The sequence below is a fragment of the Colwellia sp. 75C3 genome, from assembly GCF_002836255.1.
Lineage (GTDB): Bacteria > Pseudomonadota > Gammaproteobacteria > Enterobacterales > Alteromonadaceae > Colwellia.
The window spans coordinates 293,903-317,827 of sequence record NZ_PJAU01000060.1 but is presented as its reverse complement, the minus strand read 5'-3'; the positions used below and the strand labels follow the sequence as shown (position 1 = coordinate 317,827).

Below are 23,925 nucleotides of genomic sequence, written 5' to 3'. Positions count from 1 at the left end.
ACGCAGCTAAAATCTGCGTTATTAAAATGTTTTACCAATGTTAAAGCTAAAGAATGAAGTATCATCCCCTTCTTCTTCCCTAAGCGATTTAGCAAAACTAAAAATCATTGGTCCCATTGGTGAGAGCCATTGAATTGAAATACCTGCTGAGCTACGAAAACGACCTGGATCAGAATAGTCATCAATCTTTTCATATTCGTTAGGATCTAAGCTTGAATAGCTCTCTAAATCAAACTCTGTATCCCAAACACTACCAGCATCCCAAAAAATACTAGTTCGGACACTATTAGCATAACTTTCATCTAAAAATGGTGTTGGTACGATCAACTCGATACCGGCAAGTGCCATGGCATTACCACCAACAGAACTCTGACTAACACCTATAGAGTCATTATCAGGCCCTAAACAACAACCACCGCCAGGTAGTGTCTGCGGTCGACGGTAAATAGCATTCGGACCTACAGTATTATTTTCAAAACCACGTAAGGTATCAGCACCACCGGCACTAAAGTTTTCCCAGAACGGCAATAACTGATCGTTGCCATCAACTGTTCCATAACCATTGGCGTAACCTAACTGTAAGCGAGTTAAAACAGACCACTTCTGACTACGGGTTAATGGGAAATAGAACTTAGCATCATAGTTTAACTTAAAGTACTGTAAATCAGACTTTGGTGAAGTCATTTTAGCATTAAGCCTTTGCTGAGAGCCTGCCGTAGGGAAAGTTCCTCGGTTCAAAGTACTACGTGATAAACCGGCATTCAAATCAAGTGTTCTAAAAGCTAGCTGACCATCAGGATCGTTAGGATCCGCATAGATATCATAAAAGTTTTGAATCTGATCGTAAGCTTGTAATTGTGATATTTGGTTATACTTCCAACCAACACCAAAGTTCAAACGTAGATATTCGTTTACTGGGAAGCCCCAGTTAAGACCTAGGCCAAAGGTTTTATTATTATATTCAACCATGTTGGCATTACCAGCATCATACTCACTGTAATAAACCTGCCCACCTAACGAAACAGCGTCGACGGTAAAGTAAGGGTCAGTATAAGAAATAGTGGCATTTTTTTGATAATAATTCTTCGATACATTAAAGCCAAGTTGATTACCTGTACCTAAAAAGTTATTTTGCTGGACACCCGCATTAATGCTTAGTTTAGTTTGCGAGCCATAACCTATACCGGCATTAAATGAACCTGATGGCTGTTCTTTAACAGTAAAGTCGATATCGACTAAATCATCTTCACCTTCTATCTGTTTAGTTTCAAACTCAACAGTTTCCATATAAGGTAAGCGCATTAACCAAGACTTTGATGACTCGACTACACCGTTTGATAACCAAGCGCCTTCCATTTGGCGCATTTCACGTCGTAATACATTATCAGCAGTGACATGATTACCAGTAAAGTTGATGCGGTTAACATACACACGTTTACCTGGGTCAATCGATATAGACAATTTAACCGTATGGTTTTCATCATCTACTTCAGGAATGGTTGTCACTTTAGGGTAAGCATAACCATAACGACCAAGAAATTTACTAATAACTTCTTCGGTATAAGTCACCTCAGCACCGTTATATAGTTCGTCGGCTTGCAATGGATTAATCGCACGAATAGTATTTTCAAAACCAGCCATATCGCCAACAAAATCAACTTCACTGATCTTGTAAGTTTCACCTTCACTAACGTTAAGCGCAATATATACCGCTTCTTTATTAGGCGTCATTGATACTTGAGTGGAGTCTACTTTAAAGCGTAAATAGCCTCGATTAAGATAATAACTATTAATCGTTTCCATATCACCTTGTAGGGTTTGCTTCTGGTATCTATCTTGCGCCATAAAGTTCCACCATGGCGAGTCATAAGTGAGCTCAATTTTATCCATGATTTCAGCATCAGAAAACACCTCGTTGCCGACGATGTTAATCTGCTTAATCGCTGCAGAGTCGCCCTCGACAAAAGTGAATTCTAAGTTAACTCTATTTCTCGGCAAGTGCGTGATTTTAGCGGTAACTTTTGCATTGTACTTACCAACACTGTGATAGAAATTTTCTAATCCCATCTCTATACCGGAGATAACGGTACGGTCAAGGGTCTCACCAACACGTATGTTACTACCATCTAGACTTTCTGTTAACTGTTCGTCTTTTAGATCGCTATTACCATCAAAAAGTATTTCACTAATAGTCTCGCGCTCTTTAACACGATAAACCAAACGGTTACCGTCACGGTAAACGCGAATATCGTTAAAATGGCCCGATTGATACAAAGCCTTTATTGATTGTGAAATTCTAAAGTCATTGAGGTTATCACCGACATTGAAAGAAAGATGAGTTAATGCCACTCCTAAAGCAACACGCTGGAGACCTTTAACTTCGATATCTTCAACTTGAAAGCTTGATGCTGCTTGAGCATTAGGGATTGATGTTCCAAGCGCTCCTACTAATAGGAGGGCAAAGGCAATTTTTTTCATGATCATATATTATAAACTTCGTTATTTTTTTTATAAAAACTGTTAGCTACACAATTAACATGTTGCATGTGACTCTAACACTCGACTGAATATATTAAATAATTCAAAGCCAATAATATTAAAGCGTTAAGACCTAAACCTAGCCTCTTCGACTTTCCGTTTCCTTCCTTTGAAATTTCTTATGCGTTTTAGCAATAAAGAATACCTACTTCCTTCAACTTGTTTAACCCAAAACTCTACTAAAATCGTTGAATAACCCAATCGCCATTAACATCAATAGAGCTAAGGCTCCAAACTTAAAACCGGCTTCTTGAACTTTCACTGGCACTTCTTTACCTGTGAAAAGCTCTATAAGATAATAGAGTAAGTGTCCGCCATCAAGTACTGGAAGCGGTAAAAGGTTAATTATTCCTAAATTAATACTAATTAGTGCTAAAAAGCCTAAAAAGTAAACAAAACCATGACCTGCACTATTGCCTGCACCTTGCGCAATGCCAATAGGTCCACTCAAATTCTTTACTGATACATCGCCAGTAATCAATTTTCCTATCATACTAAAGGTTAAACTAGTCAAGTTCCATGTTCGTTGAGCACTTTCCTTTATTGCCTCGATAGGCCCATAACTTAACTCAATCAAAAACTCTTCTGGCCAAGCATCCGCTTTAGGCGCCACACCAATATAGCCAACAATACTTCCAGCACGTTCGACACTATTAGGTGTCACAGGCAAAGTTATCGTTTTATTATTACGACTTAGGGTAATTAACACCTCTTGCCCGGGATAGTGCTTTATTTCTTTAGCAAAAGTTAACCAGTCATGGGTTTCAACACTGCCCACTGACATAAGTTTATCACCCACAAGCAATCCGGCAAGTGCTGCTGGGCTTTCATCACCAATGGCGGCTAACTCATTATGAACTTTAGGTCGAAAAGGCGTGATACCTAAACTCGTTAAAGCTGATGTTTTATCTGGTGAAAACTGCCATTGCCTTGTATCCAATATAAAGGTTGAGACATACTGACTACCACTTTTTTTCGTTTTAACTTCAATCTCTTCATTGCCAATCTGTCCGATTAGCGCAAGGTTAACTTCTTGCCAATTGCGGGTAGCATTGCCTGCTACACTTACAATCTCAGTGTCATTTATTAACTTAGCTTGGGCAGCTATTGAACTAGGTACAATATTGCCTATCAAGGGTTTTACACTCGGCACACCAATTAAAAACATTAGATACAAAGCAAATAAAGCAAAAACAAAGTTAGCCATTGGCCCTGCCGCAACAATTGCTATACGCTGGTATACGGTTTTACTGTTAAATGTCTTATCTTTATCTTCTGGTTGAACATCGTCAGTACGTTCATCTAACATTTTGACATAACCACCTAAAGGTATCATTGCCAAAACATATTCAGTGCCATCTTTACCTGTTTTTCGCCACAGTGCTCGGCCAAAACCAACGGAGAAACGTTCAACTTTTACGCCGTTTTTTCTAGCTACCCAGAAATGGCCATATTCATGTACTGTCACTAGGATACCCAAAGCAACCACAAAAGATGCTAGGTTCCACAAAAAATCCATCATGCTATTTGATACCCTTTTGCATTACCGATTTTGTAGGCATAAAATCAACCAATAATGTTTGTGCGAATAAACGTACTTGTTTATCGAGGGCCATCACCTCATTAATATTATCTACCCTTTGTGAGACAAATTTTTTCACAGAAGTTTCATTTATTTTGAAAATATCGGTAAACTTTATTTTTTCGTCTAAAAAAGCAGCTACTGCTACTTCATTAGCCGCATTAAGCGCAGTACAAGCAGCTTGACCTTGTTTACAAGCATCAATAGCCAGTTTCAGGTTAGGATATCTTACAAAATCAACTTCTTTAAATTCAAACGACGGAGTATTAAAAAAGTCTAAATCTGGAACACCCGATTCAATACGGTTTGGAAAACTTAAAGCGTGGGCAATGGGGGTTCGCATATCCGGGTTACCCATTTGAGCGATTACAGAGCCATCTTTATATTGCACCATTGAATGTATGGTACTTTGAGGATGCAGCACTACTTGAATATCCGCAGCATCTACATTAAAAAGCCATTTTGCTTCAATAAACTCTAAACCTTTATTCATCATGGTAGCCGAATCGACTGATATTTTTCGACCCATATCCCAGTTTGGATGGGCACAAGCCTCAGCAGGAGTTACCGACTCAAGAGTTTCAATAGCCCTCGTTCTAAAAGGCCCTCCCGATCCAGTTAACAAAATTTTATTGATGCCGTTATCAATGAGTTGGCATTCACCCATTTCATCTTGTTGATGGGATGGCAAGCATTGGAAAATTGCATTGTGCTCACTGTCTATTGGTAACAGTTTTGCACCTGAAGCTTTGACAGCAGCCATGAATATGGCGCCTGATGTCACTAAAGCTTCTTTATTAGCTAAAAGGACACGCTTACCCGCATTAACCGCTGCAAGGGTAGGCAATAAGCCCGATGCTCCAACAATAGCGGCCATTACCGTATCAGTCGTTTGACATTGTGCAATGTCAATTAACGCTTGTTCACCCGATAACACGGTAATATCACTAACATTAGCGTCGCTAAGTTTTTGAGACAACAAAGTGGCATGTTCGCTAGAAACTAATACCACTTGTTGTGGTTTAAATTCAATACATTGAGCAAACATCACTTCAACGCTAGCATTTGCCGCTAAACTGATTATCTGAAATTTATCAGGATGAAGTCGTACCACATCCAGAGTACTACAACCAATAGATCCTGTTGAACCTAAAATACAAAGCTGACGTTTAGACACGCATCTACCCCAATTAATTTATCAAAATGCTAGTGATTCAAAATCTAATTAAGCAAGTAATATGTAACAAAGAGCAAACACAGGTGCAGTTGCCGTAAGACTATCTATTCTATCTAAAATACCACCATGACCAGGTAATATTGTACCGCTATCTTTTACACCCGCTTGTCGCTTAAACATACTCTCGGTCAAATCACCTAAAACAGAAATAGAAGTAATTAACAGAGTGACTAACAGTGCAGTTATAAAATCATCGTTTGACCATTCTAATGAAACACCTACAACGATGGTTAATATAGCAGCACATACCACGCCACCAAGAAAACCTTCTACCGTTTTACCCGGGCTAACATTGGGCATCAGTTTAGTTTTACCCATTGATTTACCGACAAAATAAGCACCTACATCGGCACTCCACACCAGCATAAACAAGTACATCAATAACTGCGCGCCTTGAAACTCATCTATCATGTAACTATTGGTACGTAATACCATAAACGCAAGCCAAGTAGGTACTAGGGTTAACCAGCCAAAGATGGCAATAATAAATTTATTACTCGCCCAAAAAGTGTTCGACTTCGGGTAAAAAAACATTAATAAAGCAGCGAACATCCACCAAACAACACTTAACCACAGCAGAGAAGTTATTTCATATTGTACGCCAGAGATCACGAACCATGTTTCATCTACCGGTAATAGATACCATAAGAGCCCTATTAATGCTGTGGTAACTACAGCATAACTTAAACGTTGAATGGTATCGATTAAGCCCATAAAACGGGCCCATTCCCATGCACCTATGGCGATAATTGCCATTAAAAGCCCTGCAAAATAGTTAATGGGCAAATAGAAAATTGCTGAGACTGCTGCTGGTGCTAATATTAAAGCCGTTATAATTCGTTGTTTTAACAAGGGCTACCCTTTTATTTTTAGTAGATAGTTGTAATGGACTAATGGTTAGTCAGGCAAGCTCTGAGTAATTGACTTGGCTTGCTGTTCTTAATTATATTTTTTGTTAACGCTATTTTGTCTATCGTCTTACGATGTTTGTTCGTTTCTTGCTTGTTCACCCGTCTTGCCAAAACGACGCTCTCGCTGATCAAAGCAGTTTATCGCTTCTTGAAATTTTATTTCATTGAAGTCTGGCCATAACGTATCAGTGAAAAAAAGTTCAGCATAGGCAGCTTGCCATAAAAGAAAATTACTAATTCGACAATCACCACCGGTACGGATAAGTAGATCTAAGGTGGGCAGGTCTGCTAGACAAGTTTGTTCATTGAGTGACTCTTCATTAATATCATCAAGAGATATAATGCCTTGATTGACATCACTGGCTAGTTTTTTAGCTGCTTGAGCTATATCCCAACGACCACCGTAGTTTGCCGCAATAGATAAAACTAAACCGGTATTATCGGCGGTGAGCTGCTCTGATTTAGCAATGTTTTTTTGTAACTTATCAGAAAAACGGCTTAAATCACCTACTACTTGAAAGCGAATATTATGCTTATGTAAACGTTTAACTTCTTTAGTTAATACATACATAAACAAATCCATTAGCACACCTACTTCTTTTGCCGGGCGTTGCCAATTCTCACTACTAAAAGCAAAGAGTGTTAATGCTTTAACATTCGATTTACGTGCACTAGCCACAACTGCTCGCACTGATTCAACACCCGCTTTATGCCCTGCAACTCGTCCCTTGCCTTGTAACTGTGCCCAGCGACCATTACCATCCATGATGATAGCAATATGTTGAGGAATATTTTTATTATCAGCCTGTTCAGCTAAAACTTCGTTGTTATTCACTTAACAATTTTCCATTTATTATCTAAGTCACTCTTAATAAAAAACGCCAGTTGGCTAAATAGCAGCAACATGGCGTTATGTTATTAGATGAACTTATATTTCCATTAATTCCGCTTCTTTCTTCACAAGCACTTCATCCACTTGTTTGACAAAAGCATCTGTGATCTTTTGAATTGAATCTTCAGCTTGATGATGGTCATCTTCGCTGATTTCTTTTTCTTTTAATAGACTTTTAAAGTCCGAGTTTGCGTCGCGACGAATATTACGGATAGCCACTTTTCCGCCTTCAGCTTCACCACGAACAACTTTAACCAAATCTTTACGACGCTCTTCAGTAAGCGGTGGTAATGGGATGCGTATTAACGTGCCATTCGATTGTGGGTTTAAGCCTAAATCAGATTTCATAATGGCTTTTTCAACCGCTGAAATCATTCCTTTATCAAAAACCGTAATCGAAAGATTACGTGCATCTGGCACTGATACATTGCCTACTTGGTTTAATGGGGTATCCATGCCGTAATATTCAACAACAATATTATCTAATAATGATGCATGTGCACGGCCAGTTCTTATTTTAGTCAAACTAGTTTTTAAAGCATCGATACTCTTGCCCATACGGTCTTGAGCATCTTCAATTATTTCATCTATCACGATAATTTCCCTAAATATTAATAAGTTAATTTAAGCCTGGACTTTATATCTCGTGGCTTACTCACTCTAATTTTGACTTAAGTTTCAATACGTTTTTTGTGTGAAATCACGGTACCTTCACTACCGCCCATGATGACAGACTTCAACGCACCCGCTTTATTCATATTAAATACGCGAATAGGCATATTATGATCACGGGCTAAAGTAAAGGCAGCTAAGTCCATCACTTTTAATTCTTTGTCGAGTACTTCATCATAACTTAATTCACTATAAAGCTCTGCTTCTGGGTTTGTCACTGGATCTGCCGAGTAAATCCCATCAACTTTTGTCGCTTTAAATACAGCATCTGCTTCTATTTCTATGCCGCGTAAACATGCAGCTGAATCTGTAGTGAAAAATGGATTACCTGTACCAGCAGAAAAAATAACTACACGGCCAGATTTTAATAAACTGATGGCATTTGCCCAGTTGTAACGCTCACATACACCGGCTAAATCAATAGCTGACATCAAACGTGTATTTACAAAGGCACGATGTAGCGCGTCACGCATTGCTAAACCATTCATTACGGTAGCTAACATGCCCATTTGATCGCCAACAACACGGTTCATACCAGCTTCAGCTAGACCCGCACCGCGAAATAAATTACCACCGCCGATAACTAGACCCACCTGGATACCCATTTCTACCAGCTCTTTGATTTCTTGAGCCATGCGGTCAAGTACTTTAGGATCAATTCCAAAACCCTCGTCACCCATTAGCGCTTCACCACTGAGTTTTAATAGAATTCGTCGATAAGCAGGTTTAGGATTGGTTGTCATAGGGAAAAGTTCCTGTCGCGGTTAAAGTAATAAAATTTAAGCAAAAAAAATAGCCGAGGTCAAAAGACCGCGGCTATTTTAATACGTTTAGCTCACACACGATAGTCTAAACTGAAAAAACTCACTTTTTATTACGTAAAGAGCAAATTTTTGGTATAAAAAAACGTCTACCAAGGTAGACGTTTTTGAGTAATTCAATTCATTTGATTATGTTAGTAATAAAACTAAGCCATCAAATAAAATAAATTAAGCTTTAGCAGCAGCAATTTGTGCTTCTACTTCAGCTGCGAAATCTTCTTCTTTCTTCTCGATACCTTCACCAACTTCTAAACGTACGAAGTTAGAAACAGTGATACCTTTCTCAGTAAGAATAACACCAACAGTTTTCTTAGGTTCCATGATGAAAGCTTGACCAGTTAAAGAAACTTCACCTGTAAACTTCTTCATGCGGCCTGTAACCATCTTCTCAGCGATTTCTTGAGGCTTGCCTTCGTTCATCGCCATTTCGATTTGAATGCGTTTTTCATTAGCAACAACATCAGCTGGAACGTCATCAGGAGTTAAGAACTCAGGCTTGCTTGCAGCAACATGCATAGCAATGTGCTTAAGTGATTCTGCATCACCTTCACCAGCAACAACAACACCGATAGTAGCGCCATGGCTATAAGATGCTAAATTAGCACCTTTAACGTATTCTACGCGACGAATATTGATGTTTTCACCAATTTTAGTCACAAGCGTAATACGCTTTTCTTCGAATTGTGCTTGAAGATCTGCGATTGTTACTTTAGAAGCAAGGGCTGCATCAGCAACTTCGTTAGCAAAACCTAAGAAGTTATCATCTTTTGCTACGAAATCTGTTTGACAGTTAACTTCAACTAAAGCGGCAAGACCATCAGTAGTTTTAATTAAAATTGCACCTTCAGCAGCGATGTTACCAGCTTTCTTAGCCGCTTTAGCTTGACCGTTCTTACGCATATTTTCAATCGCAAGTTCCATGTCGCCTTCAGCTTCTACTAAAGCATTTTTACAATCCATCATGCCCGCAGCTGTGCGTTCACGAAGTTCTTTAACCATTGCAGCAGTAATTGCCATGAGTTAATTCCTCAGTTTTCTGTTATCCCCAGATTTGAATTATCACTAAATCAATTTTGGGCATAAGTATTAAATAAGTTGCCACAAAAGCGTACTTTTGTGGCAATAGAAAATAAACGTATTGCTAACCGAGATTACTCAGCTTCAACAAAACCGTCTTTTTCAGCTTGTACTACGATGTTTTGCTCACGGCCACTAAGCACAGAGTTAGCAACAGCATCACAGTATAAAGTGACGGCACGAATTGCATCATCGTTACCTGGAATGATGTAATCAACACCATCAGGGTTTGAGTTAGTATCAACAACAGAAATTACTGGGATACCAAGGTTGTTTGCTTCTTTAATAGCAATGTGCTCGTGATCAGCATCAACGATAAATAAAACATCAGGTAAACCACCCATGTTTTTGATACCACCTAAACTTTTATCAAGCTTTTCCATTTCACGAGTACGCATTAACGCTTCTTTCTTAGTTAACGCTTCGAAAGTACCGTCACTGCTTTGAGCTTCTAAATCTTTTAGACGTTTAATTGATTGACGAACTGTTTTCCAGTTAGTCAACATGCCACCTAACCAGCGGTGGTTAACGTAGAATTGGTCAGACTTAATAGCAGCATCTTTGATTGCATCACTTGCAGCACGTTTAGTACCAACAAATAACACTTTACCTTTTTTCGATGAAACATTGTTTACGAAAGCAAGTGCTTCATTGAACATTGGAACTGTTTGTTCAAGGTTAATGATATGAACTTTATCGCGAGCACCAAAAATGAATTGCTTCATTTTAGGATTCCAGTAACGTGTTTTGTGACCGAAATGAACACCGGCTTTAAGCATATCGCGCATTGAAACGTTTGACATTTTTCTTTCCTTTATGGGGTTAAGCGTTCATACACCCAATATACACGACTCTTTTGTTTTGACTTTATAGTCTAAACTGAGCACCCCGGTATACCTTTAATAGATGTATGTGAGTTTATAATAATGACTTATAAGCCAAAAAACTTAATAAAGTTTTTCATTCAAATAGTCGATTTAAATTGTCACTAAACCAAGCCAAGCCTATTTTTATCGTATAAAACAACAATAATAAAGGCTAACTAAAAATTCAGCGCCGCACTTTATACCATAAAGGCGATTTTTTAGCTAGACAAAAATGATTTATCACCAAAAGACGATTTATAGTGGGATATTAAAGCAAGGCGAGTTAAAATCAGCAGATATTAATATATACATATCGTTTTTAATCTAAATCACCAATTTTTATAGGGTAAGTAATGACAGCAGAATTATTTTTCATTTATGACAGTCACTGTCCTTGGAGTTATGCAACAACTCCTTTAGTGAATGCGGTAAACAAATCATTACCAGAAGTAGCAATTAATTTATGGCATTGCGCCTATTTTTCTGACGCTGATGATAATAATGTAATAACTAAGCAACAAATTGCCCAAGTTAAAGATCTATCTTCGGTTAATTTTTCTCCTGAGTACATGGGTAAAGTCTCTCATGGAAAAGATTCTACCTTATGTGCCAACCTGATGACTTGGGCTGCTGAAAAAACGCCTCAACAAGCATTAGCTTTATTAAATGCTTTACAAACTGAGCATTTTTCAAAAGGCAATGAGCTCAGTGAACAAGCACATTTAAATGACATCGTAGATGAATTCAAGTTATCAGTACCCGCAAAGATCTTTAACAAAACGAAATTATCGAGTGATGCTGCGGCGCAGGTGCATGAAATTTATGCCCTACAGGAAATAATAGGAACTCAGGCTATTCCCGCGTTATTATTGGCAATAGATGATGATCTTATTCTACTTAATCACAATTTATACCTAGAAGAACCTGATGCCATAATTGATGCGATAAAATTAGAGTTAAATAAATACGCTTAACTTGGTATCTTAATACCCGTTACCATTCAAAGTGCAGGGTTTCAGTGGGAGTTAAAATGACTTTAGGCAAGGCAAATGATTTAAGCATAGTCATTCTATGGTTTGATTATTTAACGCGGTATAAAGTTATTTTAAACCCATCAAAGAAGCGCTTGAGCAACATAATTTCATCGTTGCTGTGATTTATAAGGAAATAACCCTTATTTCATCACAGCGCCTTGAAGTGAAATTGCTCAAGCACTCTGAAATATGCATCTTGATTGGTAGCGGGTATATACCAAGCTCATTATTCCATAATTACGCCATAAGCACTCCAACAGTATGGCGTTACAAATACTCAATAGCATAGTGGTCGTCAATCACGCCACTAGCGAAAACTTAAAGAGATAGACAACGATGGCCATCACGATAAAAAGCCAAGAAGAAATAGAAAAAATGCGCATTGCCGGCAAGCTAGCCGCTGAGGTATTAGAAATGATAGCACCTCATGTAAAAGCAGGCATAACCACTGATGCCCTTAATACGTTATGCGCAGAATATACGGATAAAGTGCAAGAGGCTATATCAGCGCCACTAAATTACCATCACTTTCCTAAGTCTATTTGTACTTCAGTCAATCACGTTGTTTGTCACGGTATCCCTGATGACACAACGTTAGCTGATGGTGATATTATTAATCTTGATATTACCGTAATAAAAGACGGTTATCATGGTGATACCAGCAAAATGTTTCTAATAGGAGATGTCTCAGCTGAAGATAATCGCCTTTGTCGTATCACTCAAGAGTCGCTTTATTTAGCGCTTAAAAAAGTTAAGCCTGGTGCTACTTTTGGTGAAATTGGCGCAACTATTCAAAAGTTCGTCAAAAAATCAGGTCGTTACTCTATAGTGAAAGATTATTGTGGTCATGGTATAGGTCAAGAGTTTCATGAAGAACCACAGATTATGCACTATAAAAACAATGACAAAACCAAAATGGAAGTTGGCATGTGTTTTACCATTGAACCTATGGTTAACTTAGGTCGTTCTGGTACGCTGTTAGATAAGACCGACAACTGGACTGTTTATACTGCCGATGGCAAAAGATCAGCGCAATGGGAACACACCATTGTTGTCACTAAAACGGGTTGTGAAATTTTGACATTACGTGAAGAAGAAACAATTACCCGCATATTACATAATTAATATTTAAACTGCTGCCATTCAAAGTCTGGATTTCAGTGGGAACTGTTCAAATGCTCTGAAAAATATATCTTAAATGGTAACGGGTATACTCCTGTTACCATTCAAAATGCTGAAACCATGCACTTAATCGGTATCGGGTATAAAACATTAACACCTAAAGATTAATCGCTATAGATAAAAGGTAAACTCTTGACTAATAACCCAGTACATATAGTTCCTCCCGAATTTATTAATAAATTAGCTGTTAGTGCTGACTTTTTATCTACCCATGATATTTGCCAATTAAGTCTGTCCTTTAATACTTGGTTAAAAGATGTTTTTATTGATAATGATATAAGTGACTTATTATCATCGCGCGCTATTTTTGTTGATGCCATTTTAAAAAAATTGTGGTGTCAGCACCACCTTGATGAGTATCAAATTAGCTTAGTTGCTGTTGGTGGTTATGGTCGAGCTGAATTACACCCTCAATCTGACGTTGATATTTTATTATTAACACAAGAAGAAGTTAATCTAGAATTAGAAGAAAAAATATCCAGCTTTATTACTCAACTTTGGGATATAAAACTTGATATTGGCCATAGTGTTCGCTCTATTAAAGAATGCTTAAAACAAGCGGTAAAAGAAGTAACTGTTGCCACCAATTTAATGGAAATGCGACAAATAGCGGGTAGTGAAACACTTACCCAGCAATTAATGCCGTTATTAAATGAAGAGGTTTTTTGGACCTCAGAAAAATTCTTTATCGCAAAATGTAAAGAGCAGGATGCCAGACATCAACAATACCGTGGTGCTGCCTATACCCTTGAACCGAATTTAAAAGCAAATCCGGGTGGTTTACGTGATATTCAAACGATTTCTTGGGTCGCCAAGCGTCATTTTTCAGCAGACTCACTTGAAGAACTAGTTGAACATAACTACCTCTACCCTAATGAATTTTTTGAGCTGTTAGAGTCACAAGATTACCTATGGCGCATGCGCTTTGCATTACATTTTGTGGCCGGTAGAAGTGAAAATCGGCTTTTATTTGATTACCAAGCAGATGTAGCGAAAATGATGGGCTTTGGTGATGAGGGTAAAGCTCCAGTAGAGCGTATGATGAAGCGTTTCTTCCGTATTATTGCTCGTGTGACTGAATTGAATACCATGCTACTACAGCATTTCGAACAAGCGATTATCAAAAAACCTGAACAGAGTAATATCAGTATTATCAATCAGGATTTTGAGTTGGTTGATACCTTAATTAACACCCGAAACGACCGTATTTTTATGCGCCCTGTCAAAATGATTGAAATGTTTTTAATCATAGCTCAAGAGCCGGGTATTAAAGGTATACATTCACATACCATGCGATTAATGCGTAATGCGCGCAGACGACTCATTTCAGGCTTGATCGATTATGCTGAATGTCGCCGTATGTTTATGGCTATTATTCGTCATCCACGAGGCTTAGGTTTAGCGTTAACATTAATGCACAGGCACAGTATTCTCAGTTCATATTTACCGCTTTGGCGTAATATTGCCGGCCAAATGCAATTTGACCTTTTCCATGCCTACTCAGTAGATGAACACAGCTACCGAGTGATTAAAAATTTACATCAGTTTAGTCAAAAAGAGCATAATCATAAGTTTCCACTGTGTAGTAAAATAGTACAAAAAATTCGTAAACCTGAAGTGCTTTATCTTGGTGGATTCTTTCATGATATCGGCAAAGGCCGTGGTGGCGATCATGCTAAATTAGGTGCGGTAGATGCCTTAAATTTTTGCTTGTCCCATCAAATGAGCAAACATGACAGTAATATGGTGGCTTGGCTTGTTGAGCATCATTTATTAATGTCGGTGACTGCTCAGCGCCGTGATATTAATGATGAAAATGTCATTCAAACATTCGGGGAAATTGTAAGAGATGAAGCGCATTTAAATTATCTTTATTGTTTAACCGTAGCCGATATGCGCGGTACCAATGAAAGCTTGTGGAATAATTGGAAAGCAAACTTACTTGAAGAACTCTATTTTAATACGTTAAGTGCTTTTCGTCATGGTTTAGAGAAACCGGTTGAGACTCGTTCTAAGATTCGAGAGAATCAACAACAAGCATTAGCCATATTAAGCGAACAGAATATTAATGAGCAAAGTATTAAAGCGTTGTGGGATGAGTTCAGAGTTGATTACTTTTTACGTTACTCCCCTGAGCAAATAGCTAGACAATGTCAAAACATTCTCGAACACGACAGAGAAAAGCCTTTAGTGCTTATCAGCTCAGTTCCCTATAGAGGCGGCACAGAAGTATTTATTTTCACTAAAGAAAAAAATAATACCTTTGCTAACAGCGTTGCCTTTTTGGTGACAAAGAAATTATCAATACATGATGCAAAAATAATTTCTACCAAAACAGGTTATACCGTAAATACCTTTGTCGTACTCGACAGTCGTAATAAACCGTTAAGAGAACGTTTCTATACCAAAGAGATGAGTCAAGACCTCGTTGATAGACTAGGGAAAGTTAATATCTGTGAGTTACCTGAGCCCAAGGTAGCAAGGCACATGAAAAAATTTAAAGTACCACTACGTGTTAACTTTATTAAAATACATTCAAAAAATAGAACCATGATTGAAATAATAGCCTTGGATAGACCGGGCTTATTATCAAATATTGCCCAAGTATTTCAACAAGCACAGATTAATATTCACTCCGCAAAAATCACCACATTTGGTGAGAAGGCGGATGATGTATTTACTATCTCTAGTGCCGAAAATAATGAGTTAACGGTTCAAGAGCAAGAAGCTTTAGCACTGCGTTTAAAAGAAGAAATTGATTAATACCAATTACACTAATAAATTTATCAACTTAGAGTTGTATTAGCGAGCTTATAACAAGCCAAATTACTTAAACATAGTTATCCTATATTTCTTTAATTTCGTGCTGTTATTAGTTTGCTAATAAACTCCCAAAGGGCGAGTTTAAAAGGCTTACATGCGGCGTTATTAATTTCAACAAGGGAATAACCATTCTCTTCAATCAATGCCTTGCCTCTAAGCCTTTTAATTATCGCTAAGTGGTCAATTAATTAATGTACTTGGTATAAGAACAACCGGATTTTTTATCGATCCGGTTGGAATAACTAAAATATTGTCCTTATAACACAAATAAAATTTCAAATAGGAAAGCCTAATGACAGATTTAAAAAACTTAGCTAGCGTAATTGAACAAGCTTTTGAAGACAGAGCAAGCATTACACCAGCAACCGTATCAAGTGAAATAAAAAACGCAGTGCTTGATGCTTTAGCCGCATTAAATAATGGCAGCGCACGTGTTGCTGAAAAAGTAGATGGTAACTGGCATGTAAACCAATGGCTTAAAAAAGCGGTATTACTCTCTTTTCGAATATGGGATAACCAAGTAATTGATGGTGCAGAAAGTACCTTCTTTGACAAAGTACCGATGAAATATGAAGGTTACACACAAGCAATGTTTGAAGCAGACGGCGTTCGCGTTGTGCCAGGCGCAAGTGTACGTACCGGTAGCTTTATCGGTAAAAATGTTGTGGTAATGCCGAGCTTTGTTAATATTGGTGCTTTTGTCGATGAAGGCTGTATGGTTGATGCATGGGCAACTGTTGGGTCTTGTGCACAAATAGGTAAGAACGTGCATTTATCTGGCGGTGTTGGTATTGGTGGGGTATTAGAGCCTTTACAAGCCGGACCAACTATTATTGAAGATAACTGCTTTATTGGTGCGCGCTCTGAAATTGTTGAAGGCGTTGTGGTAGAAGAAGGTGCGGTGATTTCTATGGGCGTTTACATCGGCCAAAGTACGCGTATTTTTGACCGTGAAACAGGTGAAGTACATTACGGTCGTGTACCAGCTGGCTCTGTTGTAGTTCCTGGTAATTTACCGTCAGCTTGTGGTACATACAGTTTATATGCTGCTATTATCGTAAAGAAGGTAGATGCCAAAACTCTTGCTAAAGTGGGTATTAATGAGCTACTTCGCTCAGTATCTGAAGAATAGTTATCCCCGTTTTGTTAAATCGTTAAACGTTTGACACTAACTAAGACTAATGAAGCTTGCTTTTGATTTATTGTGAACAATATCTCCCTTGCGAGCTTTTTTATGCTTGTAATAAATCTTATTAAAACCCCCTCTAAATATGATGATAAATTGATTATTCATGATACTCATTAAAAGGCTGAGGCTTGGTATAACTCTGTGATCGTTTAGTGTTATAATTTACTTTTTTACAGCCCTAAAGGGCTTATAAAGCTCTCTTTAACAGTAAAAGTTTGCTATTAAGGCATATAACATGACTCAAGATGAAATGAAAAAAGCAGCCGCTATCAAAGCATTAGAATTCATTGAAAATGACACCATAGTCGGCGTTGGTACAGGTTCAACGGTAAACTTTTTTATTGATGCGCTTGCCTCATTAAAAGGAAAGATAACGGGTGCTGTTTCAAGCTCGGAAGAGTCAACTAAACGTTTAAAAGCACACGGAATTGATGTCTTTGATTTAAACAGTGTTGATATCTTAGATGTATATATTGATGGTGCTGATGAAATCACTCGCCATATGGCAATGATCAAAGGTGGTGGCGCAGCATTAACCCGAGAAAAAATCGTTGCGGCTGTAGCCAAAAAATTTATTTGTATTGCTGATGATTCAAAACAAGTCAAAGTTTTAGGCAACTTCCCCTTACCTGTTGAAGTAATTCCTATGGCGCGTAGTTATGTCGCTCGTGAATTAGTTAAACTAGGTGGTGACCCCGTTTACCGTCAGGGTGTGATCACAGACAACGGTAACGTTATTCTTGATGTACATAACTTTGAAATTATAGATCCAAAACTACTTGAAGCACAGATTAATGCCATCGTTGGTGTTGTCACCAATGGTTTGTTTGCATTACGTGGTGCTGACATATTGGTACTGGGTAGCACCGAAGGTATTCAAGTTATACAATAATTCACTATTTTTGACTATTCCTGATTATTTCTGATTGTTTTAAGCAAAAACGAGGTTTTTAGGAATATTTATTCCACAATGTGCTTAATAAATCCTTTAGAGTTTATGCACTATATGATATGTTAAACCTCTCTTTGGATATCTAGCCATCCAAATGAAATCTATCTACCCGTTTAACTTTGAATAAGTGAAGCCAATTTATGACCGTTACCAGCAAAAACTCATTAGCAAAAGACAAGATTAAAATTTTATTACTTGAAGGCTTACACCCAAGCTCTCTTGAAGAATTAAAGTTAAAAGGCTATTCAAATATTGAATCGCTTAAAACCTCGTTATCCGAGAGTGAGTTAATTGAAAAAATCGCAGATGTTCATTTTATTGGCATTCGCTCTCGTACTCAGTTAACTGATAAAGTGCTAAGTCATGCGAACAAATTGGTGGCTATTGGCTGTTTCTGTATTGGCACTAACCAAGTAGATTTAAAAGCGGCTCAAACACGAGGCGTACCAGTTTTTAATGCTCCTTTTTCAAATACTCGGTCAGTTGCTGAATTAGTCCTTGGTGAAGCATTATTATTGTTACGTGGTATCCCAGAAAAAAGTGCAAAAGCTCATCGTGGCGAATGGTTTAAATCTGCTGTTGGCTCAGTAGAAGCGCGTGGAAAGGTACTCGGCATAATTGGTTACGGCCATATCGGCATGCAACTAGGTATTTTGGCAGAAACCTTAGGTATGAGAGTACGTTTTTATGATGTAGAAACTAAACTACCTTTAGGTAATGCAAGCCAAGCACCATCGCTAGAAGCTTTACTTAGTGAAGCGGATGTTGTGAGCTTACATGTTCCAGAAACTATTCAAACTCAAAATATGATTGCACAAGCTCAATTTTCAGCAATGAAAGACGGCGCAATTTTTATTAATGCTTCTCGTGGTACTGTGGTTGATATTGATGCCTTAGCACAAGCGTTAGACAGTAAAAAAATAGCAGGGGCTGCTATAGATGTATTCCCTGTTGAGCCAAAGAGTAATAATGATGAGTTCTTCTCACCGTTACGTGGCTTTGATAATGTAATTCTAACACCACATATTGGTGGCAGTACCAAAGAAGCACAAGCAAATATCGGCCTAGAAGTAGCAACTAAGCTCGCTAAATATTCAGATAATGGCTCAAGTCTATCGGCGGTTAACTTCCCTGAAGTATCTTTACCTGAGCACTCTATTCCAGGTCAAACAGGTACCAGTCGTTTGTTACATATACATCATAACCAACCGGGTGTTTTGACTAAAATTAACCAAGCATTTGCTGAGCACAATATAAATATTGCAGCACAATACCTACAAACTGATGACAAAATTGGTTATGTTGTTATTGATATTGACTCACAAGATAGCGATTTAGCACTAAAAGAGTTAAAACAAATTGATGGCACTATTCGCGCTAGAATATTGCATTAATTTGGTAATAGCTGAATAATTAAAATTGACAGCTTAAAAGAAAGCCTACTTATAAATTTATAAGCAGGCTTTTTTTATATGAAAAATTGCCTGATAATCTATCTAAATATCTTTGTTATAAAACTCTGATAGTTTTCAATGGCATTAACATTACCCTTGTTACGCTGACAGACACCTTTTTGATATTGAAAATTAAAAACATCAAACCATAAATCGAGTACATGGGCATTAGTGGTTTCACCATGCATATCTAACACTCTAGCTGCAACCTCTGCGGTTGAAAATTGATGTTCAAGCTCTGTTTTTCGTACGGTATAACGAGAATCCTGACCGACTGGCGATAATTGACTATTGTTCTCACTTTGACAATTTCCACTGACCGCTTGAATAGCCGTTTTCACATCAAATGACACCATCGGAAAACGATCTAAATACGGACTTTTACGGAACATTTTCTTTGCTTCACGCCAACTACCATCAAGCATAATAAATAATGGCCTTTTACCTTCAGGGCAAATAACACTATTGGTAAAGACTTTACGTTCATCATCTGCATACTCTTGTGGAAAAACAACCAGAGGAAACCACTTTTCATCATTAATCACTGCTAATAAACCAGGATTCTCTTGTGTTCTTGACCATAGGAAAGCAAAAGTATCAGGAATTAAATCGGCAATGAGTTTACCTGTGTTACTAGGTTTTAATACTTCCGTATCATACATTAATAACAAAAAGCCAGCAGTCGTCTTAACGTCCTCTTTAATGGGGGATATTTCACAAATACAAAATTGCTTAGCAAGCTGACAGAGTGGACAGCGAATGACCCGTTGCCCTCGTGACTTGTAGGTGGTTGTACTTAGGCTTTTACGGTATAGATGGAGTTGATGGACAGCGTGCATGTTTCACTAAATATAAAAATAAAAAAAGACCCCGTAATTATAACATTACGGGGTCTTAGTGTTGAGCTATATTAGCGCTTTAATTATCGCGTTCATTAAGCCTATTAGTATTTAAGCTATTACTTGGTTGTCGTTTGATTTTCTTCACCATGACCTTGTGTAACAGTAAAAACATTAGTGTTTGCAAGCGGTTTAATTTCTGCTTTAAGTTGCTCTTCAATTTCGTCAACCATAGCTATGCTTAAACAGATAGCTTCTGCCTTCTTTTCTATGACGGCTGATCTCGCTGTCATCTCATGTTCGATATTTTCACCAAAATTTTCCATACGTGTTTCGAAACTTTCTTCATTATCACCTGTAGTCATCATCTGTTGCCCCATGGCAATTAAGATGCTGCCCATGGAGTTTAGCACTGCTTTTTCAACAGCCGTCTCAATGCGTTTATCAAAATCCTTTCCAAGTAACTCTTCACTTTCAAAACCATCAATTCCAACAGAGATACCATTTTCAATAGATAACTTAGCTACAACTTCTTCACGAATCAAGGTTAATTCTTTAGTTAAATCCGCAGCAACGTTATTACCTTTACCTAATAAACCATTGAAAGCGAGGTTTACACCATCAACAGCCAAATCAACGCCTTCTATAGCAACATTTCTAACTTGAGGTACTAAGTGACGAATTTTTTCATCATATTTTTGTACAAGCACTTGTTGAGCGGCGGAAAGCTCAATATTTTGGTTATCAACAAACAGTTTTTTACCTTCAACAATTTTATATAAGCTTCTTTGCTTGTCGTTATTTTCACCTTGAGCTTCTACAAACTCAATCGAACTAGCATTAATAGTGAAACCTGCCGATAAATCAACATTACATGATTCATAAGCGTAGGCAGCAGATGATGCTAGGGATACCGTAAGTGCGCTAGCGATTAAAGAGTTATGAAAATAAGTCATGATTCTATCCTTTTGAAATTAAAGTTAACCGGAATTAATATCCGTTATTCTAGTTTATTGATAACTATTATCTATATTGTCTTACAAACATAGTGCCAAGTTTATTTTCATATAAATATCAGATAGATGGATGTAAATCAATATTAGGGGATTAATAAAGTGTAAGATAATTAGTCAAATTGACTAGTTCTTAGTTTAAAAATAATTTTAAATGTTTTGCATTTCAATTAAGCGAGACTGACAGCGTTCAAACTCAAATGCAAGTTGTTGCCCTTGGTACAGTTCAAATATATCGACTTGGGCGCTAACAATTAACTTAACGTTTTGATCGTAGAATTCATCAACTAGCGCAATAAACCTTCTCGCTTCATCATCAAGTTGCTGTAACTCTCCCATTAATACACCGCTTCGTTGATAACTGTCCTCAACCCCTGAAAAAACAGCAGGAACTAATTCACCAGAAAACTTAGGCACGTTAGCAATTAATACAATATCAAAATTTTTCGCAAGCACCATATAGTCACGTTGACTTCGAGGTCCTGAACATAGAGCAAAAAAATCAAAGAAAATAACCTTGTCACTTTGCGCTATATAATTAATCGGCCGATGGTTTATATCCAGCTCACCACAGACTAAAGGAGTACTATCAGTCAAGCTTTGAAAGCGCTCGATTAATATTGATTCACCTTGATTTTCTAATAAAAAGTAATTTGAATAATGGCTATTTCCTACAAGTTTACTACGTCGATGATCAATGTCACCATCAATAGATACAACCTGACAATGTTGATTTATTAAGGCAATGGTTGGTAAAAAGCGTTCTCTTTGTAAACCGTTACGATAAAGTTGCTCGGGTTTGCAGTTCGAGGTTGCTACCAGGGTTACACCTTGAGAGAAAAGCGCTGTAAACAAACCTGAAAGCAACATAGCATCACCAATATCACTGACAAAAAACTCATCAAAGCAGAGTAAATCGATATCTTTAGCCCATGCTTTAGCAATACTGGTTAGTGGCTCAGATTGTCCTGTTAGCAGGGCTAATTGTTGATGGATACTTTCCATAAAATGATGAAAGTGGATGCGTCTTTTATTGTCTATGGCTAAGTGTTGATAAAAAAGATCCATTAGCATGGTTTTACCACGTCCTACTCTGCCGTGAAAATATAATCCAACGACAGTTTTTTTCATCTTCTTAGGTAGTTGCTGTTGAGCTATCAACTCTTCAGATAAAAGAATTAAAGCCTCAACGGCATCTGTTTGAGCGGCATCAAAATCGAGCTGCTTATTGGCAAGCAGCTCTTGGTAGGCATGTTTCATTTAGCTTAGTTTATTTAGCTTTTTCATATCAGGATTACGTACTAGTTAGTTAAATGGCGAGCGTTAAAAGTACGGCCTTTCATTTTCCCTTTCGATATTTTTTTCAACGCTAGGTTTAAAGCAGCTTTAGTAACAGCTACATAGGCTTTGTTATCAAGTACTTTAATTTTACCAACTTGTGAGCCTTGCACACCGTTATCTCCAGTCAGTGCACCTAAAATATCTCCAGCTCTAACTTTTTGCTTTTTACCAGCATCAATTTGAATGGTTGCCATTTTAGCTTGTGGGCGTTCATTAGCTAATACGGCCAATGATGGTAATGGCTCAGGCGTAATAACAGCTTCAAGGTAATCTTCAAGTAGACCAACTTTATAACTTTCTTTATCGCTATACAGTGAGTAGGCTAAACCTGTGCTGCCTGCTCGCCCTGTTCGGCCGATTCTGTGCACGTGAACTTCACTATCGCGAGCGATATGATAATTAATAACTAAGTCTAAGCTATCTATATCTAAACCACGTGCAGCAACGTCAGTAGCAACAAGAATTGAAGCACTTTTATTGGCAAAACGTAATAATGTTTGGTCTCTGTCGCGTTGTTCTAAATCGCCGTGTAAAGCTAACACGCTAAAACCATCAAAGTGTAAGGCATCAGCAACTTGTTGGGTTTCTTTTTTGGTATTACAAAAGATGGCCGTCGACTCAACTTGCTTATCTAGTAATAATAAACGTAACGCATCAAGGCGGTCGTCATCATTACTCACTTTGAAGAACTTTTGACTGATAGTTGATTGATCTTCACTAGAAGCTATTTTAACCATCACAGGATCTGTCATGATGCTTTCGCTAATAGACTTAATTTGGTCAGGAAAAGTAGCACTAAAAAGTAACGTTTGGCGATCAAGAGGAGTACGTCTAACAATATTATCAAGTGCGGCTTGAAAGCCCATTTCCAACATACGGTCAGCTTCATCAAGCACTAATAAGTCTAAATTCTCTAATTGTAGAGTGCCTTTTATAACATGCTCTTCAAGACGTCCAGGGGTACCAACAATAACATGTGCGCCATGCTCTAATGAGCCAATTTGTGGACCAAATGGTGTACCACCACAAAGCGTCAATATTTTAATATTATGAATACCTCGAGCGAGTTTTCTCAACTCTTGCGCTACTTGGTCAGCCAGTTCGCGGGTTGGACAAATAACCATAGATTGAATGCGAAATTTTTTAACTTCTAGTTTATTAAGTAATGCTAAACCAAAAGCAGCAGTTTTACCTGAGCCGGTTTTAGCTTCGCCAATAACATCTTTTCCCTTAAGTAATTCAGGTAAGGTTTTAGCTTGAATAGGTGTCATTTTCTCATAGCCAAGCGACGATAAGTTTTTAACTAAATCCTGTTTTAAGCTCAACGAAGAAAAAGCTAACGATGAAGTAGTTGTATTAGTACTCAAAATATACGCCTCTGGTTTAAAGCGGCTTAGTCAAAAACTAAGCCAAAAAATAAGAAAGCTATCAATACAAAGATAAGAAAACTTTCATGAGATAGATAATGCGCGCATAATAACAGTAATTTTTGTACAACCCCA

Annotated in this window: 19 protein-coding genes; 6 read left to right on the top strand and 13 right to left on the bottom strand. The window is 37.8% G+C overall.

Features of this window, described 5'->3' with window-relative positions:
* Nucleotides 1-21 precede the first annotated feature (21 nt).
* The 9 genes from bamA to rpsB all read right to left on the bottom strand — a co-directional run bounded on the left by bamA (nt 22) and on the right by rpsB (nt 10,533).
* Nucleotides 22-2,484 carry an outer membrane protein assembly factor BamA gene (gene bamA, locus CXF85_RS20815; RefSeq protein ID WP_101230562.1) on the bottom strand — a complete coding sequence of 821 codons (2,463 nt, stop codon included), beginning with the start codon at nt 2,482-2,484 and terminating at the stop codon, nt 22-24.
* A gap of 217 nt (nt 2,485-2,701) precedes the next feature.
* The gene (rseP, locus tag CXF85_RS20810) at nt 2,702-4,060 is read right to left on the bottom strand and encodes a sigma E protease regulator RseP (protein WP_101230561.1); all 1,359 of its coding nucleotides are present in this window, start codon (nt 4,058-4,060) and stop codon (nt 2,702-2,704) included.
* 1 nt (nt 4,061) lies between these two features.
* Entirely contained in the window at nt 4,062-5,297 is a 1,236-nt protein-coding gene (ispC, locus tag CXF85_RS20805; RefSeq protein ID WP_101230560.1) for a 1-deoxy-D-xylulose-5-phosphate reductoisomerase, read from the bottom strand.
* Between the two features lie 48 nt (nt 5,298-5,345).
* Nucleotides 5,346-6,209 carry a phosphatidate cytidylyltransferase gene (locus CXF85_RS20800; protein WP_101230559.1) on the bottom strand — a complete coding sequence of 288 codons (864 nt, stop codon included), beginning with the start codon at nt 6,207-6,209 and terminating at the stop codon, nt 5,346-5,348.
* Between the two features lie 126 nt (nt 6,210-6,335).
* Nucleotides 6,336-7,103, bottom strand: coding sequence for a polyprenyl diphosphate synthase (uppS, locus tag CXF85_RS20795; protein ID WP_101230558.1), 768 nt, complete (start codon nt 7,101-7,103; stop codon nt 6,336-6,338).
* A 93-nt stretch (nt 7,104-7,196) separates the two neighbouring features.
* Nucleotides 7,197-7,754, bottom strand: coding sequence for a ribosome recycling factor (gene frr, locus CXF85_RS20790; RefSeq protein WP_101230557.1), 558 nt, complete (start codon nt 7,752-7,754; stop codon nt 7,197-7,199).
* Between the two features lie 77 nt (nt 7,755-7,831).
* Nucleotides 7,832-8,575: a UMP kinase gene (pyrH, locus tag CXF85_RS20785; RefSeq protein WP_101230556.1), complete on the bottom strand. Its 744-nt coding sequence runs from the start codon at nt 8,573-8,575 to the stop codon at nt 7,832-7,834.
* Nucleotides 8,576-8,821: 246 nt separating this feature from the next.
* Nucleotides 8,822-9,670 carry a translation elongation factor Ts gene (gene tsf, locus CXF85_RS20780; RefSeq protein WP_101230555.1) on the bottom strand — a complete coding sequence of 283 codons (849 nt, stop codon included), beginning with the start codon at nt 9,668-9,670 and terminating at the stop codon, nt 8,822-8,824.
* A gap of 134 nt (nt 9,671-9,804) precedes the next feature.
* Entirely contained in the window at nt 9,805-10,533 is a 729-nt protein-coding gene (gene rpsB / locus CXF85_RS20775) for a 30S ribosomal protein S2 (RefSeq protein WP_101230554.1), read from the bottom strand.
* A 416-nt stretch (nt 10,534-10,949) separates the two neighbouring features.
* Between rpsB and CXF85_RS20770 the strand changes: the two genes are divergently transcribed.
* The 6 genes from CXF85_RS20770 to serA all read left to right on the top strand — a co-directional run bounded on the left by CXF85_RS20770 (nt 10,950) and on the right by serA (nt 19,170).
* On the top strand, nt 10,950-11,570 hold the full coding sequence (locus CXF85_RS20770) for a hypothetical protein (protein WP_101230553.1): 621 nt from the start codon (nt 10,950-10,952) through the stop codon (nt 11,568-11,570).
* A 396-nt stretch (nt 11,571-11,966) separates the two neighbouring features.
* The gene (gene map, locus CXF85_RS20765) at nt 11,967-12,755 is read left to right on the top strand and encodes a type I methionyl aminopeptidase (RefSeq protein WP_101230552.1); all 789 of its coding nucleotides are present in this window, start codon (nt 11,967-11,969) and stop codon (nt 12,753-12,755) included.
* A gap of 189 nt (nt 12,756-12,944) precedes the next feature.
* The gene (gene glnD, locus CXF85_RS20760) at nt 12,945-15,575 is read left to right on the top strand and encodes a [protein-PII] uridylyltransferase (RefSeq protein ID WP_101230551.1); all 2,631 of its coding nucleotides are present in this window, start codon (nt 12,945-12,947) and stop codon (nt 15,573-15,575) included.
* Between the two features lie 352 nt (nt 15,576-15,927).
* Nucleotides 15,928-16,767: a 2,3,4,5-tetrahydropyridine-2,6-dicarboxylate N-succinyltransferase gene (gene dapD / locus CXF85_RS20755; RefSeq protein WP_101230550.1), complete on the top strand. Its 840-nt coding sequence runs from the start codon at nt 15,928-15,930 to the stop codon at nt 16,765-16,767.
* A gap of 292 nt (nt 16,768-17,059) precedes the next feature.
* On the top strand, nt 17,060-17,716 hold the full coding sequence (rpiA, locus tag CXF85_RS20750; protein WP_101230549.1) for a ribose-5-phosphate isomerase RpiA: 657 nt from the start codon (nt 17,060-17,062) through the stop codon (nt 17,714-17,716).
* Between the two features lie 200 nt (nt 17,717-17,916).
* Complete coding sequence (serA, locus tag CXF85_RS20745) at nt 17,917-19,170, top strand: phosphoglycerate dehydrogenase (RefSeq protein ID WP_101230548.1); 1,254 nt, start codon at nt 17,917-17,919, stop codon at nt 19,168-19,170.
* Between the two features lie 98 nt (nt 19,171-19,268).
* On the opposite strand, the gene CXF85_RS20740 is transcribed toward serA, so the two are convergent.
* The 4 genes from CXF85_RS20740 to dbpA all read right to left on the bottom strand — a co-directional run bounded on the left by CXF85_RS20740 (nt 19,269) and on the right by dbpA (nt 23,790).
* Complete coding sequence (locus CXF85_RS20740; protein ID WP_101230547.1) at nt 19,269-20,069, bottom strand: tRNA-uridine aminocarboxypropyltransferase; 801 nt, start codon at nt 20,067-20,069, stop codon at nt 19,269-19,271.
* A gap of 119 nt (nt 20,070-20,188) precedes the next feature.
* Nucleotides 20,189-21,025: a DUF2884 family protein gene (locus CXF85_RS20735; RefSeq protein WP_101230546.1), complete on the bottom strand. Its 837-nt coding sequence runs from the start codon at nt 21,023-21,025 to the stop codon at nt 20,189-20,191.
* A 207-nt stretch (nt 21,026-21,232) separates the two neighbouring features.
* Nucleotides 21,233-22,342: a cell division protein ZapE gene (zapE, locus tag CXF85_RS20730; protein ID WP_101230545.1), complete on the bottom strand. Its 1,110-nt coding sequence runs from the start codon at nt 22,340-22,342 to the stop codon at nt 21,233-21,235.
* 41 nt (nt 22,343-22,383) lie between these two features.
* On the bottom strand, nt 22,384-23,790 hold the full coding sequence (gene dbpA, locus CXF85_RS20725) for an ATP-dependent RNA helicase DbpA (protein WP_101230544.1): 1,407 nt from the start codon (nt 23,788-23,790) through the stop codon (nt 22,384-22,386).
* Nucleotides 23,791-23,925 lie beyond the last annotated feature (135 nt).

Excerpts from the sequence above, each read along its gene's own strand:
- bamA (WP_101230562.1), bottom strand. The coding sequence starts at position 2,484 with ATGATCATGAAAAAAATTGCCTTTGCCCTCCTATTAGTAGGAGCGCTT.
- rseP (WP_101230561.1), bottom strand. The coding sequence starts at position 4,060 with ATGATGGATTTTTTGTGGAACCTAGCATCTTTTGTGGTTGCTTTGGGT.
- pyrH (WP_101230556.1), bottom strand. The coding sequence starts at position 8,575 with ATGACAACCAATCCTAAACCTGCTTATCGACGAATTCTATTAAAACTC.
- tsf (WP_101230555.1), bottom strand. The coding sequence starts at position 9,670 with ATGGCAATTACTGCTGCAATGGTTAAAGAACTTCGTGAACGCACAGCT.
- rpsB (WP_101230554.1), bottom strand. The coding sequence starts at position 10,533 with ATGTCAAACGTTTCAATGCGCGATATGCTTAAAGCCGGTGTTCATTTC.
- CXF85_RS20770 (WP_101230553.1), top strand. The coding sequence starts at position 10,950 with ATGACAGCAGAATTATTTTTCATTTATGACAGTCACTGTCCTTGGAGT.
- map (WP_101230552.1), top strand. The coding sequence starts at position 11,967 with ATGGCCATCACGATAAAAAGCCAAGAAGAAATAGAAAAAATGCGCATT.
- dapD (WP_101230550.1), top strand. The coding sequence starts at position 15,928 with ATGACAGATTTAAAAAACTTAGCTAGCGTAATTGAACAAGCTTTTGAA.
- rpiA (WP_101230549.1), top strand. The coding sequence starts at position 17,060 with ATGACTCAAGATGAAATGAAAAAAGCAGCCGCTATCAAAGCATTAGAA.
- serA (WP_101230548.1), top strand. The coding sequence starts at position 17,917 with ATGACCGTTACCAGCAAAAACTCATTAGCAAAAGACAAGATTAAAATT.
- CXF85_RS20740 (WP_101230547.1), bottom strand. The coding sequence starts at position 20,069 with ATGCACGCTGTCCATCAACTCCATCTATACCGTAAAAGCCTAAGTACA.
- CXF85_RS20735 (WP_101230546.1), bottom strand. The coding sequence starts at position 21,025 with ATGACTTATTTTCATAACTCTTTAATCGCTAGCGCACTTACGGTATCC.
- zapE (WP_101230545.1), bottom strand. The coding sequence starts at position 22,342 with ATGAAACATGCCTACCAAGAGCTGCTTGCCAATAAGCAGCTCGATTTT.